The sequence below is a fragment of the Methylomonas sp. DH-1 genome (assembly GCF_046097555.1).
Classification (GTDB): domain Bacteria; phylum Pseudomonadota; class Gammaproteobacteria; order Methylococcales; family Methylomonadaceae; genus Methylomonas; species Methylomonas koyamae.
Genome location: NZ_CP143089.1, coordinates 695,255 through 708,548, shown reverse-complemented (window position 1 = coordinate 708,548; position 13,294 = coordinate 695,255). Strand labels below are relative to the sequence as shown.

The 13,294-nt window shown below is 57.9% G+C and carries 14 protein-coding genes; 10 read left to right on the top strand and 4 right to left on the bottom strand.

Annotation, left to right across the window (positions count from 1 at the left end; all coding sequences use genetic code 11):
* Positions 1-256 precede the first annotated feature (256 nt).
* The 4 genes from VXJ35_RS03390 to VXJ35_RS03375 all read right to left on the bottom strand — a co-directional run bounded on the left by VXJ35_RS03390 (position 257) and on the right by VXJ35_RS03375 (position 3,133).
* Positions 257-766 (bottom strand): hypothetical protein, encoded by a 510-nt coding sequence (locus tag VXJ35_RS03390; RefSeq protein ID WP_064020488.1) that lies wholly within the window; start codon positions 764-766, stop codon positions 257-259.
* A gap of 107 nt (positions 767-873) precedes the next feature.
* Positions 874-1,230, bottom strand: coding sequence for a hypothetical protein (locus VXJ35_RS03385; RefSeq protein WP_157198052.1), 357 nt, complete (start codon positions 1,228-1,230; stop codon positions 874-876).
* 191 nt (positions 1,231-1,421) lie between these two features.
* A complete protein-coding gene (locus VXJ35_RS03380; protein ID WP_064020487.1) occupies positions 1,422-2,519 on the bottom strand; it encodes an IS5 family transposase in 1,098 nt (365 codons plus the stop codon).
* A gap of 185 nt (positions 2,520-2,704) precedes the next feature.
* Complete coding sequence (locus VXJ35_RS03375; protein ID WP_064020486.1) at positions 2,705-3,133, bottom strand: hypothetical protein; 429 nt, start codon at positions 3,131-3,133, stop codon at positions 2,705-2,707.
* Positions 3,134-3,254: 121 nt separating this feature from the next.
* On the opposite strand from VXJ35_RS03375, the gene VXJ35_RS03370 reads away from it, so the two are divergent.
* From VXJ35_RS03370 to VXJ35_RS03325, 10 genes are all read left to right on the top strand, one after another.
* A complete protein-coding gene (locus VXJ35_RS03370; RefSeq protein WP_157198051.1) occupies positions 3,255-3,683 on the top strand; it encodes a hypothetical protein in 429 nt (142 codons plus the stop codon).
* 520 nt (positions 3,684-4,203) lie between these two features.
* Entirely contained in the window at positions 4,204-4,482 is a 279-nt protein-coding gene (locus VXJ35_RS03365) for a hypothetical protein (RefSeq protein ID WP_064020485.1), read from the top strand.
* 8 nt (positions 4,483-4,490) lie between these two features.
* Positions 4,491-4,667, top strand: a complete 177-nt coding sequence (gene hemP / locus VXJ35_RS03360; protein WP_054763631.1) for a hemin uptake protein HemP — start codon at positions 4,491-4,493, stop codon at positions 4,665-4,667.
* A gap of 77 nt (positions 4,668-4,744) precedes the next feature.
* On the top strand, positions 4,745-5,524 hold the full coding sequence (locus VXJ35_RS03355; protein WP_082880782.1) for an energy transducer TonB: 780 nt from the start codon (positions 4,745-4,747) through the stop codon (positions 5,522-5,524).
* A gap of 4 nt (positions 5,525-5,528) precedes the next feature.
* Positions 5,529-6,272 (top strand): MotA/TolQ/ExbB proton channel family protein, encoded by a 744-nt coding sequence (locus tag VXJ35_RS03350; protein WP_054763635.1) that lies wholly within the window; start codon positions 5,529-5,531, stop codon positions 6,270-6,272.
* Complete coding sequence (locus VXJ35_RS03345; RefSeq protein WP_054763634.1) at positions 6,272-6,697, top strand: biopolymer transporter ExbD; 426 nt, start codon at positions 6,272-6,274, stop codon at positions 6,695-6,697. The genes VXJ35_RS03350 and VXJ35_RS03345 overlap by 1 nt, the downstream gene beginning before the upstream one ends.
* Before the next feature lie 264 nt (positions 6,698-6,961).
* Positions 6,962-9,163: a TonB-dependent siderophore receptor gene (locus VXJ35_RS03340; RefSeq protein ID WP_064020484.1), complete on the top strand. Its 2,202-nt coding sequence runs from the start codon at positions 6,962-6,964 to the stop codon at positions 9,161-9,163.
* A gap of 12 nt (positions 9,164-9,175) precedes the next feature.
* The gene (locus VXJ35_RS03335; RefSeq protein ID WP_064020483.1) at positions 9,176-10,300 is read left to right on the top strand and encodes a PepSY domain-containing protein; all 1,125 of its coding nucleotides are present in this window, start codon (positions 9,176-9,178) and stop codon (positions 10,298-10,300) included.
* On the top strand, positions 10,300-10,530 hold the full coding sequence (locus tag VXJ35_RS03330; RefSeq protein WP_064023350.1) for a hypothetical protein: 231 nt from the start codon (positions 10,300-10,302) through the stop codon (positions 10,528-10,530). Before VXJ35_RS03335 ends, VXJ35_RS03330 begins: the two co-directional genes overlap by 1 nt.
* Positions 10,531-10,879: 349 nt before the next feature.
* The gene (locus VXJ35_RS03325) at positions 10,880-13,288 is read left to right on the top strand and encodes a TonB-dependent hemoglobin/transferrin/lactoferrin family receptor (protein WP_082880780.1); all 2,409 of its coding nucleotides are present in this window, start codon (positions 10,880-10,882) and stop codon (positions 13,286-13,288) included.
* The last annotated feature ends 6 nt before the right edge of the window (positions 13,289-13,294 follow it).

Genomic DNA, 13,294 nt, shown 5'->3' with positions numbered 1-13,294 from the left:
CGCGTTGCGTACCTACCGGGCTTTGCGAAGCGTTTCTTTGAAAAGCAACTCTACTACAGCAGCGAGATCAACAATTATTCGCTTCCAATCACCAGCATTATTGGTGTTTACGGGTCCCGTATGCTGGAGCGCATGCTCCAGCGAGTCGTTTGCATTTTGGATTAAGCTGAACTTATGCATATCAGCGCATAACGTAAAAGTGAGGGACGCGACGCCGATAGGCGTAGCGTCCCACTCGACTGATGGGTTGGGCGGCTTATCGCTCGAAGAACCATTGCATGAACTCCTCGGCGACTTCCGGCGATAATTCCTGAACGGCCTCAGCAACTACGACTTGGCCTTTTGATGCAGCGATAGCCGAAAGAGCGCAAGACAAAAAGGTGGCATCCCACTCACGGCCAGATGCCGCCGCAACTAAAGCAGGCAGCTGCGACAGCGCCTCGAAGTACGAAGGCGCAATATCTTCTGGAACAGGTACGCCACTTTTTTTGCGGCATATCTCTACCCATGCGGGAAACTGAAAGTAGGTAAAGTCAGCTTTCATGGGGGAAGAAGCTAGCGCCGCAACTACATGCGGAACCGCAGCGAATGAGGCTGAGTAAACATCGCCTTGATGAGCGAGAGAACTCCACAAGGTAAACCAAGGCTCTTTGTCATCTGATGAATCTGGAACATCCGCGAGTTGCTTCAGCAAATCAGGAATGTCGGAGGCTTGCCCATAGGCATGCTGTAACTCAGACCAACGTAGACTTTCGAGACTAATCAATGCGTACTCCCTTTGACGCCCAACGATAAAGGTAACTTGACGGCGAAAGCGTAGCGACGATAGGAGTGAAGCTTTTGCCGATCAAGTTGACCCGCTGGTTAGGAGAATTAAGGCCAAGGATAAGCATAAGCCTCGTTTAACTCTGAAATCCAAAGCTGCTCCCTAGCGCTTTGTGTAACAGGATCAGGAATACCTTTTAAACGCTGCATTGCTTCATAGAATCCTGGGCCGGGAGCATTACTTACTTTTCCTGTTACAACAGATGTTCTAAACGGACGCCTTGCATTTGCGTCCTGCTGATCGAGAACTTCAAATATTTCGCTCAATGGATGTGAAGACCATGCTCCATCAAAATCAGGAAGTGAAAATGCTTGTGCAATGGCACCATAGTTAGTAGTTCTCTGAGGCCTAGCCTTTAATATTCTTTCAAGATGACTACCAACTAAATTTGGATCTACTGACATTTAATTATTCCCCTCTAGTTAGCCTAACAGGCTGGTGAAAAACCCACCGATATTTCCCCTTACCCACGGTTTCCGTGATTTTTTCGTGTTGAAATCGGTCATGACATCGAGTTTCAACCGTTTTGCCCCTGTTTCAAGGGCTTTTTATTCGCCTGAAGCCGTCTGTGGACGGTTTTCAGGCGTACTTCACCCTAGGTGGGCGCACTCCACGCCGGTTTCGGCGTGAACACCAATAGGTTGAGCAAGCGCGTCAGGTTGTAGGCGGCGAAGCAAAACAAGGCTTGGCCAGCGACTTTGGCTAAGCCGATGTGACGGGTTTTGCGCAGGCCGCCGACCGTTTTGACCCAGCCAAAGGCTTCTTCGACGATTTTGCGGCGCTTGAGGCTTTGGGCGTAACCTTTGCCGCGCGCGGTGCGGCCATCGACGGCACTGCCGGTCTTTTTCCGGGCCACATGGGCTTTGATGTCTTGCGCCTTGAGTCCGTTGACGAAAGCCGGTTGGTCATAGCCTTTGTCGGCACCGACGCTACCGCCTTTGGGCACACGGCGTTTGATCATTGTTTGCGCGGCTTCGATTTCAGCGGTGCCGGTGGCTTGGGTGGTTTCGACATCGACAATCAGGCCGTTACGATTCTCGGATAGGGCATGGGTGATGTAACGCAGTTTGGCCTCGGTGTATTCGCCTTTCTTGTAGAGCCGCGCTTCCGGGTCTGTCGTGCTTTGGTGGGTGGCGTTGCTGCGCTTTTCGCCGCTGAAGTCGACCTCGGGATTGCGGCCAGCGGGTTTGTCCGGGCCGCTGCCGTCTTTCTTAACGAAGCTTTTGTGCGAGGCCCAGGCTTCAATGAGGCTGCCGTCGACGCTGAAGTGTTCGTCGGACACCAGATTTTGCCATTCGGCTATGGCCAGTACCCGCTCAAAAAATTCGCGACTCAGCGCTTCGGACAGCAGCCGTTCGCGGTTGGCGCTGAACACGCTGCGTTCCCAGACAGCATCGTCGATGCCCAGACCGACAAACCAGCGAAACAGCAGGTTGTAGTCCAGCTGTTCCATCAACTGGCGTTCGCTACGAACGGTGTACAGCACTTGCAACAGCAAGGCGCGCAGCAGTTTTTCGGGCGCAATCGACGGGCGGCCAGTGTGCGAGTAACGCTCGGCAAAGACGGCATTCATAGAGGCCAATACGCCATCGACGAGTAGACGTAAACGACGCAACGGATGCTGTTTGGGAATACGTTCTTCCAGGCTAACGTAGCTGAACCAGCTACTTTGAATGGCATCGTGTCCGCGCATGGGGGGCTTCTCCAATTTAGATGCGCTATTTTACTTGTTTGCTGAGGCTATGCGCCTTGATGACTGCAGCTTTGGGAGTTTTTCACCAGCCTGCTAACGATAAGGGTAACTTGACGGCGAAAGCGCAGCGACGATAGAAGCGTAGCTTTTGGCGGTCAAGTTGACCCGCTGGTTAGCGTTGATTTTCATACTGGCTCGTTGAACGAAAGAATCACGTTATCAAACTCGCTTGTGAGGCCCTTACTTACAAAAGTACACTTTTCCAAAGTTGGTATTAACCCGCCCCCCATATAGCCAAAACCAATTTCTTGGCTTTTTTCAAAAGCGTCAAGAAGAAGCGATGCAGCAATAACTGTTTGTTCTTTTGTGGGGTGCGATGATCGTATAAAGGGTAACCATGAATACCAAGGAACATTTTCAAAATTGACTATTACTTTAAATTCATAGCACGCTTTGATCAATGGCATACGGTTGATGTTAGTTTGGCTGAAAGTGAAATTGTACTTTCCTGCATCGCCGGAGAAACTCAAAACTCTTCCAAATACGTAATCCCCACCAGCGAAAACTGAGTTATACCCCAGAAACAGGAAAATAAGGCATGCAATTCTTATCATGTGAACGCTAACAAGTTATTAAGCTGTTAAACGTATATCTACCAGAAAATAGTCTCCGGCACGGTAATTTATTGATCTGCATCTAAGTTTCCTTTCTGTATATTATCGGCCCCAGGTGCCTATGACTGGTAACGGTCAAATCCCCGTCATTAGATCACTTTGGTTGACAGGCGGCAAAGGGTCGGTTTCGACAATTCGCCACCTCCAAAAACTGTCATTCACTTCTGGCGCAAGCGTTTCGGAATCGATGACAGGGTTTGATTCGGAACTGGTGGTAGGTTTAGAGCTGGAATATGCAACAACCGAATGGCCGCAAAACGACGTGGTCAGCGCTAATTTCGATACCTTTATCATCGGCAACACCAGCAGCCACGCCAAAAAAGCACCTTCGGCCGCCAGGCGGAGACGCAAAGCTGACGGGCCAGAGGCTGGTTCGGCCTTCAACACGAGCCGACGCAAGGCTGCACACTGCGTCGACGGCACGGCATCAGGAAGCCGAGCAGTTGCCGCGGCGTTTGCGCGGTTGGCAATGTGCCTTGCCCGCTTATAAACACGCCAATCTAGCTAACAAGCTCGGAGACTTGTTAGATCCGGCCGCGGCCGGCAAGCCGGATTAAAGCCAAATCTGCGGCCTCGGTTTGCCCGGTGCCCGCGGCATCAGCCCCAGCACCGCAGCCGCCGAACGGCGGCTACAGGCCGAATCGAGCGGCGCCCGGACAATGGCCGAGCTCCGATCCGAGCCGGACTTGCTTCAAACTCCGGTTTCCACCCGCCCGCACCCCACCCCGCCTGGAAAGCTCCGCCAATTTCACCGCACCCACCGCTCGATACCGTAACACGCGAACGGTTTTCGGCCGAAGCCGGCTCAAGCCGAAGGAGCGGCACATATTTTTGCTTGACTTATAATTGCGAATCATTATCATTTGTATCAAATGCCGTTGCTTCTCTCGCGCCGGCATCTCCGCATCTTCCGTCTCGCTTGGAGAATGCGGTTTTTTAAGCCCGTTAATCCGGCGACTTTATTGGAAGTAAAGCGGCCGCCGGGTTAGCACCCTGACAACGAGGTCTCTATGGACGAAGCCGAAACCGCGGTGGGATCGCAAGTGGAATTGACCCGGTTGCATGCGACGACCTGCCTGTTGATGACCCAGTTCATCAACGGCCGGCACTGCCCGAAATTGTCGCAGCAAATCGTCAGCCAACTAGGCCATTTGTTAACCCACCCGCAATTGGACACGCGGCCGGACAGCCGCGAGCTTTACCAACAACTACTGATGCATTGGCAAGGAGTAACCCAACAATTGATCGCCCACAGGCAGCAACAGCGGCCGACCGCCGCTTACCACTGAGTCCCGTTATGAATGACTTTAACGAAAAAAACAAAGAGGTTCGAAACACCGTAAACGTCGCCAACCGCCCGCGCATCAGTACCCGCGAGCTGTTCGCCGCGCAGAGCGAAGTGATTATCGAACACCAAGGCGAAGAATATCGCTTACGCATCACCAGCAACGGCAAATTGATTTTGACCAAATAAACCGTAGTTCCGCATAGCCAGCCAACCCGTCGGTAGCCAGCCAAGCGTTAAACCATCCACGCAACAGCCGAGGCACTATGACCGTCAATCTGTGTTTTCTACAAGCCATCGCCGTAGCAACCAGTCCGCAACGGCAACCCGCATTCCGCCGTGCCGGTTCGCAGCCGCAACCGTCGCCATCCGGCCATTGGCTCGGTCTGGGCTTGGTCGTTGCGTTACATATTGCCGGACTCTGCCTGATTCCGGACAGCCAGCCCGAAGCCAAAATCACGCCGCCGCAGGCCATCATGGTCAATTGGATCGCCGCGCCGGCAGCCAAAACCCCTACGCCGGTTCCGCCGCCCGCCGCTGCCCAGCCCAAACCGGAAACGGCCAAACCCAAAACCAAACCGTTGCCGCAGGTCGCCAAACCCAAACCGGTACTGGCTACGCGTAGCGAAACCACATCGCCGATCAGCGTTCCGGCCGAACCGGCGCCTGCCCCCGCGCCTCCGGCACCAGCCGCCGCCGCGAGCGCCGAAGCCGCACCGGCACCCGCCAAAAGCAGCGAAGCAGACGGCAATCAGGCACCCTTGACGCTACCCAACCTGAACGCCGACTACCTGAACAACCCGCCGCCGGCCTACCCGTCGATTTCGCGCCAACTGGGCGAACAAGGCAAAGTGTATTTGCGGGTGCTGGTTAACGTCGAAGGTAACGTCGAACAAGTCGCGTTGCGTAAATCCAGCGGTTACGAACGCTTGGACGCCGCCGCGCAGGAAACCGTCAAAAAATGGCGTTTCGTGCCGGCCAAACGCGCCGAACAAGCCGTCGCCGCCTGGGTGGTGGTACCGATTTCATTCAGCCTCGAAGGATAAAGCCATGTCATTCAATCAAAACCTCAGCCATTTTCTGTCGCAAAGCGACGCCGTCGGCCAAATTCTGTTCGGACTGCTGTTGCTGATGTCGGTCACCAGTTGGTATTTCATCGCCGTCAAAGCTTGGCAAGGCCGGTTGGCGCGGCGGCGCAGCAGCCAATTCCTCAGCGAGTTCTGGAATGCCGCCTCGTTGGACGAAGTGGCGCAATCGCTGCACCAGCACCGCGACGAAGAACCGTTTTCGCATCTGACCTACCACGCCATCAATGCCAGCCGCCACCATGCCAAACACGGCACGCAACGTCTGCAGGAAGCGGGTTCGGCCGGCGAGTTCCTGACCCGGGCGATCCGCCGGGTCATCGACGAAGAAACCGCTAAATTGGAATGGGGCCTGACCGTGTTGGCTTCGGTCGCCAGCACCGCCCCGTTCATCGGCCTGTTCGGCACTGTCTGGGGCGTCTACCACGCCTTGATCGGCATCGGCCAAAGCGGCCAGGGTTCGCTGGAACAAATCGCCGGCCCGGTCGGCGAAGCGCTGATCATGACCGGCTTAGGTCTCGCCGTGGCGATCCCGGCGGTACTGGCTTACAACGATTGCGTCCGTTCCAACCGGGTGCTGCTGGCCCAACTCGACGCCTTCGCCCACGACTTGTTCGCGTTCCTGACCACCGGCTCTGCCATCGAACCGAGTGCCGCACCGGCCAATCCGGCGCAAAAACTGACGCTGGTCAGCGTGGGAGCGGAATAATGGCCTTCGGAAATTTCGACCAAAACAAAGCCGGCGGCCATGCCATGGCCGAAATCAATATGATCCCGCTGATCGACGTGATGCTGGTGCTGTTGGTGATCTTCATGATTACCGCACCGATGATGACCCACAGCGTCAAAATCGATCTGCCCAAGGCCAGTAGCCAAGTGCAACCGGCGCCGGCGGTGGAACCGGTCAATCTGGCGATAGACGGCGACGGCCATTTGTTCTGGAACCAAGACGCCGTCAGCCGTGAACAGTTGCAACAACGTTTGCAGCCCTTGGGCCAACAAGCCGACGGCCCGGAAGTGCACATTCGCGCCGACCGCAACGTGGCTTACCACTTTATCGCCGAAACCCTGGCCGACGCCGCGAACGCCGGCGTCAGCAAGATCGGCTTCGTATCGGAGCCGGATACAAAATAGTTCGCTGATTTCCGGCCTTTGCCGGTTGGCAAGGCCGGAATTTGCCGGCCTGGCAAATGACGACGGCATTGAAGCAAAAACCCAATCGGTTTTGGGATGTCTGGCTGGGGGGCCAGGTAAGGACACCGCCTTGTAATGGTAGCAAAGTAAATCCCCTCGTCGCCGGACATCCCAAAACCGGTAACAACAACTAAACAGACCCGCCACCCAGCCTCCGCCAGGTAGCCATGACTTTAACGACATTGCTAACCCGACGGAGCACGCATGCCCCAACCCAATTCACGCCGCCGGCACGAGCCGGCGGACTCCCGAGCACTGATGGCGGCGCTGCCGCTGGCCGCCGCGCTGATCTGCCCAGCACCGGCCACGGCAAAGGATACCGACAAGGATTCGTCGGCCGACAAGGACGTCACCCTACCCGTCGTCGAAGTCAAAGACCAAAGCACACGCCGCGACGTCGGCTTCGTGGCGGCCACCTCCAGCGCCGCCAGCAAGACCGACACGCCGCTGCTGGAAACGCCGCAGTCGATTTCGGTGGTCACCGACGACCAACTGGAAGCGCAAAACGTCGGCACTATCGCTGAAGCCCTGCGCTACACGCCGGGCGTGCAAAGCGAATCGTTCGGTTTCGAACCGCGCACCACCTATTTAAAAATGCGCGGCTTCGACGTGACCGAAACCGGCCTGTTTCAGGACGGCTTGAAGCTGGTCAATCCCGGATTCGCCGTCAGTTATAATCTGGAGCCGTTCGGCGCCGAGCGCATCGAGATACCGCGCGGCCCCGCTTCGGTGCTTTACGGCCAAGCCGGCGCCGGCGGCCTGGTAAACTTCGTTTCCAAGAAGCCGATCTTCGGCGCCTTCGGCGGCGACATCAAATTCGAGGCCGGCAACTACGACCGCTTGCAAGGCGAGCTGGACCTGCACGGTTCGCTGGACCAGGCCGGAACCTTGGCGACCCGGCTGGTGGCCTTGGGCCGCGACAGCGGAACTCAAGTCGACTTTATCGACGATAACCGGATTTATCTGGCGCCATCGCTGACCTGGAAGCCGGATGAACGGACCACGCTGACCTTTTTAAGCCATTACCAGCAAGACCAAACCCAGCCATCGCAACGCTATCCGGCGGCAGGGACCTTGTTCGGCAATCCGAACGGGCCACTGCCCAGCAACCGCTTCACCGGCGAACCGGGCGTCGATCGATACGATCGCGAACAGTTTTCGGTCGGTTACCTATTCGAACACCGCTTTAACGACAAACTGGCGGTTCGGCAAAACACCCGCTATTACGACAATAAACTGGACGTGCGTAGCGTTTACACCGCGGCGCTATTGGCCGACCAACGCACCACCAGCCGCTACTACTACGAAGTAGACGGCCGCGTACAGGGATTTAGCCTGGACAACCAAGCCGAATTGAAATTGGCGACCGGACCAATTGCCCACACCTTGCTGGCCGGCCTGGATTTTCAACATACCGACGCGACTTATGTGTTGCCGTTCGGTAGCGCACCGGATCTTGATCTGTACGCGCCGGTTTACGGCGCGGCGGTGCCGGTCGCGTCGCCTTACCAAAACGATGTCTCGGTGCAGGACCAGATTGGCTTGTATTTGCAGGATCAAATTAAACTGACCGAAAAATGGCGGCTGACCTTGGGCGGCCGTTACGATCTGGCCGACAGCGCCACCACGGATCGTTTGGGCGGATCGGCCAGCGGCCAGCAGGATGAAAAGGCGACCGGCCGCGCCGGCTTGGTTTATCTGGCCGACAATGGCTTGGCGCCGTATTTCAGCTACGCCACCTCCTTCCTGCCGGCGCTCGGTCGAGACGCCCTAACCCGGCAAACATTCCAGCCGGAAACCGGCGAACAATACGAATTCGGCGTCAAATACCAACCCAGGAACCAGCAAAGTTTCGTCAGCTTGGCCTATTTCGACCTGACCCGCGACAACTACCTGACCACCGACCCAACCAGTTTCCAGAACGTGCAGAAAGGCAGCGCCCATTCGCGCGGTATCGAATTGGAGGGCTTGGCCAGTCTGGATAACGGCCTGAATGTGACGGCCAGTTACAGTTACTTGGATGCCACCGTCACGAAGAGCTCATTTGCCAGCGAAGTCGGTGAGCACCTGGAGTACGTGCCGGACCACAAGGCCACGCTATGGGCCGATTACACCTTAGCCAACGGCCCGGCCAAGGGCTGGGGCATCGGCGGCGGCGCCCGATACATCGGCACCTCGTACGGCAACAACTATTACGGCCGCAACACCAGCGAGGTGCCGAGTTACGTGTTGTTCGACGCCAGTCTGCATTACACCTGGAAGCAACTACAACTGGCCTTCAACCTGCAAAACGCGCTGGACAAGGAACATGTGACGTCGGCCTTCGATTACGGCACTCCAGCCGACGGCTTCGCCACTTACGGCATGCGCCGGGTGATCACCGGTTCGGTCAAGTACAGTTTCTAAGGGTTGGTAAACATGTCCTCCAGATCGACGTTCAAAGTTTGGTATGGGGTCCACCAATGGACCAGCCTGGTCTGTACGCTGTTCATGCTGCTGTTGTGCCTGACCGGCTTGCCGTTGATTTTTGCCGAGGAAATTGATCTGGCGCTAGGCCGAAATATCGCGGCGCCCCAACGGCCTGACGACAAGCGCCAAGCCGACGTCGACGCCATCGTCGCCGATGCCCTGGCTCGCCGGCCCGGCGACACCGTGCAATTTCTGGTCGGCGACGCCGAGGAGCCGGCCTTGTGGTCGGTACGGCTTGGTAAAACCGCGGCCAGCAGCGACGTGAGTGCGTTTTATCTGTACGACGCCCGCGGCGGCGAGTTTTTGCACGATGTGCCGCTGGACAGCGGCTTGATCAACCTGATGTTTCGCTTGCACTACGACTTGTTCGCCGGCTTGCCCGGCAGCCTGCTGCTCGGGGCGATGGGCTTGCTGCTATTGGCGTCGCTGGTCTCCGGCGCCGTGCTGTACCACTACCACCTGGCTAAATTGCCATTCGGTAGCGTGCGCCGCGCCGGTTCGCGGCGTCTGGTCTGGCTGGATCTGCACAACCTGCTCGGTATCGCCACCTTGGTCTGGCTGGCCGTGGTCGGCTTGACCGGCGTCGTCAACACCGTGGCCAAACCGATTTTTCAGCGTTGGCAGGACACCGAACTGGCGGCGGTGCTGGCGCCTTACCAGGGCCAAGCGCCGGTCGGCGGCCAAGGCCGGGCCGGCGCGGCACTGGCGGCGGCCTTGCGCGCCGCGCCGGACATGGCCCTGAGCTTTATGGCCTTCCCCTGCAACGAGTTTGCCGGCCCGCGCCAGTTCGTCGCCTTCCTGCAGGGCAACACGCCGCTGACCAGCCAATTGCTGACGCCGGTGGTTATCGACGCCGCGACCAGCGAAGTATTGGCAAAACGCGAACTGCCGGCTTACGTCAAAGCCTTTCTGCTGTCCAAACCGCTGCACTTCGGCAATTACGGCGGCCTGCCGCTGAAATGCCTGTGGCTGGTACTGGATTTGATCGCCATCGCGGTGCTGATCAGCGGCGTGTATTTATGGCTGGCCCGGCGGCGCTGGCGGCTTCCGGCGGTTGCCGAAGCGGCGGCCTGATGCGGACCGCCAGCCGCCGCACATTTTGGCAAATCTGGCGCCTGCCACTGGCGCTGGGTTTGATCAGCGCGGTCGGTCTGGCGGCGGCATTGGTTGGCGACGGCGCCTGGGATGCCGCGTCCTGGGCCTTGTTGGGTATGCCGGCGGTGGTTTGCGGACCGGGATGTTGGCCGTCGAGGCGCACCGCCTGTGTTGGCGACAACGGACCGGTTGGGTACAAACGGGAGTGAGGGGAATTAGAGAATCTCCCCCTGCCCCCTCTTTTGTAAAGAGGGGCATTAATAGCGCCAAATCCTAACTTTTTGGCATCGCCAAACACCGGAATTGGAAAAACGAGATTTCCGCGACGCGGAAGCAAATACAAACGACTTAGTAACTATTCAGCGAAACGCACAAGCTACCGAACACCGATAGCCTGCTCCCTCTCCCAAAGGGAAAGGGTTCTGTTTTGGCTTTTACGGCACCCTTCACAAGAAAGGGAATGATGTGCTTCGCGCAGAATGGATACACAACTGATTGAATTAACCCGCCAGCCCCCTAGCCGTCGTGCCAGGCAGCCAGCAGTAACTACTGTATGCCATGGCAACCAAACCGTTTTATTTATCAATTGCTCCGCAGCGCTGCCCCGATGCGGCCTGCTCCGGACAACCCGGCGCTTGCCGGCGCGCCCTGTTTTGCGCGCTGCTGTGCTGGCTGGCCGGCACGGCCTTGGCTGCCGAACCCGAGGTGGTTGAAATGCCCGAGGACCTGGAACTCGAAACCGTCACGGTCAAAGCTCAAGCCGACAAACCGGCCATCGCGCCGCCGGGCACCCAATCGACGATAGACGAAAAAACCATCGAACAACGCATGGTGCGCGACATCAAGGATTTGATTCGTTACGAACCCGGCGTCAACGTCGGCAGCGACCCGCAGCGCTTCGGCTCGACCGGCTTCACCATACGCGGCCTGGGCGGCAACCGGGTGTTAATGCAGATCGACGGCGTGCGTTTGCCGGACAGCTTCAGTATCGGCTCGTTCGCCAACTCGACCCGCAACGCGGTGGATATGGACGCCTTGCAACAGGTCGACATCGTCCGCGGCGCCGGCCCGGCCGCTTACGGCGGCGACGCGTTGGGCGGTACCGTCAATTTCGTCACCAAGGACCCGCAAGACTACTTGCAGGTGTTCGGCCACGACTATTACACCGGCCTGAAACTGCATTACAACACGACCGACAACAATTTCACCCAAACCGCAACCGCCGCCGGCGTGCTAGGCGGCTGGGAAGGCCTGGCCGTGTTCAGCCACAGCCACAGCAACGAGACCGACAACCGGGGCGGCCTGAATACGCTGAACGGCGCCCGCACCATGCCCAGTCCGCAGGATAACCAAGGCTACAACCTGCTGGCCAAATTGCTGTACCGCTTCAGCGACGCCAACTTGTTGCGGGTTACCGGCGAGTGGATGCACAAAGCCTCCGATTTCGATGCGCTTTACGCCCGGGATTTGGACATCAGCGGCCGTTTCGTCAACAGCATGTTGACCGGCGACAGCCAATTGCGCTGGCGCCTGTCGCTGGACCATACCTTGAAAGGGCTGGATGCGCCGCTGTTCGATCAAGCCTACTGGCAGTTTTACACGCAACAGTCGGCCACCCGGCAAATTACCAACCAGGACCGCCGTTCCAACGCCAACGGCCGGGTGCTGGTCGAACGGATTTTCGACTTCGACAACCGGGACTTCGGCGGCCAACTGCGGCTGGACAAACATTTCGGCTTTGCCGGCAGCGAACACGATCTGCAATACGGCGGCCAAATCAGCAAAAACAGCGTCGCCCAACTACGCGACGGCACCCTGACTTGCCTGACCGGCAAACTGACCGCACCGATAGGCGGGCCGACGCCGGAATGCAGGCAAGGACTGGGCACCGTCACCAAAGAGATTTTGCCCGACGAATTTCCGGTACGCGATTTTCCGCTCAGTACCGTGACCAAAGCCGGGGCTTACCTGCAGGACAACATCGCCCTGTTCGACCGCCGCATCGAACTGGTGCCGGGCGGGCGTTGGGAATATTACCGGCTGCTGCCGCAAAGCGACTACCTGTTCGAAAAAGCGGCGGCCGACATCGTCCCGGCCGTGAAGGACGCCAATGCCTTTTTACCCAAGTTCGGCGCGCTACTGCATCTGACCGACCGACTGACGCTGCACGGCCAATATGCGCACGGTTTCCGCGGTCCGAATTTCAGCGACAGCAATCTGGGTTTCACCAACGCCGCGTTCCGTTACGCCAGCGTGCCGAATCTGGCGTTGCAACCGGAAACCAGCGTCGGCGCCGAAGTCGGCTTGCGCGGGCAAGGCGACGCCGGCCAGTTCGACTTGACGCTATTCCGCAACGACTACGAGCGCTTTATGTACGACGCCACCGTCTGCGATCCACTGGCCAGCGGCGATTGCGAATACCTGACCTTCCAGACCGTCAACAGCCCGGATCCGATCCGGATGCAAGGCATCGAAATCAAAGGCCGGTTTTTCCTGGATTGGGCATGGCCGCAACTGGCCGGCGCCAGCCTGATGTGGAGCGGCTCGTATACCGCCGGCCTCAACCTGCGCAGCGGCCGCACCGACGATGTCGCCTTGCGCAAAATCAGCCCGATGAAGGGCGTGCTTGGCCTGCGTTACGACCAGCCGAGCGGCGACTGGGGCTCGGAACTGATTCTGACCCTGGTCGGCCCGAAACAGCGCAACACCGCGCCGGAAGAAGCGATTTATCTGACCAGCGGCTACGGCATCGTCGATTTCAACGCCTATTACAACGTTAACCGCCACATCAGCCTGAATCTGGGCGTGTTCAACGTGTTCGACAGCCGCTATATCGATTGGGAAGACGTGGACACCCAGGAAAGCAATCCGCACCGGAATCTGGGTCCGTTCGCCAATGCCGACATCCGCGACCGCTATTCCCGGCCCGGCCGCAACCTGGGCGTGACGCTGAAAATCGCTTATTGACGGAGG

Bases quoted from the DNA above. Each gene is read 5' to 3' on its own strand.
- hemP (WP_054763631.1), top strand. From the start codon at position 4,491: ATGAATGACTTTAACGAAAAAAACAAAGAGGTTCGAAACACCGTAAAC.
- VXJ35_RS03370 (WP_157198051.1), top strand. From the start codon at position 3,255: ATGACTGGTAACGGTCAAATCCCCGTCATTAGATCACTTTGGTTGACA.
- VXJ35_RS03365 (WP_064020485.1), top strand. From the start codon at position 4,204: ATGGACGAAGCCGAAACCGCGGTGGGATCGCAAGTGGAATTGACCCGG.
- VXJ35_RS03355 (WP_082880782.1), top strand. From the start codon at position 4,745: ATGACCGTCAATCTGTGTTTTCTACAAGCCATCGCCGTAGCAACCAGT.
- VXJ35_RS03325 (WP_082880780.1), top strand. From the start codon at position 10,880: ATGGCAACCAAACCGTTTTATTTATCAATTGCTCCGCAGCGCTGCCCC.
- VXJ35_RS03330 (WP_064023350.1), top strand. From the start codon at position 10,300: ATGCGGACCGCCAGCCGCCGCACATTTTGGCAAATCTGGCGCCTGCCA.
- VXJ35_RS03380 (WP_064020487.1), bottom strand. From the start codon at position 2,519: ATGCGCGGACACGATGCCATTCAAAGTAGCTGGTTCAGCTACGTTAGC.
- VXJ35_RS03345 (WP_054763634.1), top strand. From the start codon at position 6,272: ATGGCCTTCGGAAATTTCGACCAAAACAAAGCCGGCGGCCATGCCATG.
- VXJ35_RS03385 (WP_157198052.1), bottom strand. From the start codon at position 1,230: ATGTCAGTAGATCCAAATTTAGTTGGTAGTCATCTTGAAAGAATATTA.
- VXJ35_RS03375 (WP_064020486.1), bottom strand. From the start codon at position 3,133: ATGATAAGAATTGCATGCCTTATTTTCCTGTTTCTGGGGTATAACTCA.
- VXJ35_RS03340 (WP_064020484.1), top strand. From the start codon at position 6,962: ATGCCCCAACCCAATTCACGCCGCCGGCACGAGCCGGCGGACTCCCGA.
- VXJ35_RS03335 (WP_064020483.1), top strand. From the start codon at position 9,176: ATGTCCTCCAGATCGACGTTCAAAGTTTGGTATGGGGTCCACCAATGG.
- VXJ35_RS03350 (WP_054763635.1), top strand. From the start codon at position 5,529: ATGTCATTCAATCAAAACCTCAGCCATTTTCTGTCGCAAAGCGACGCC.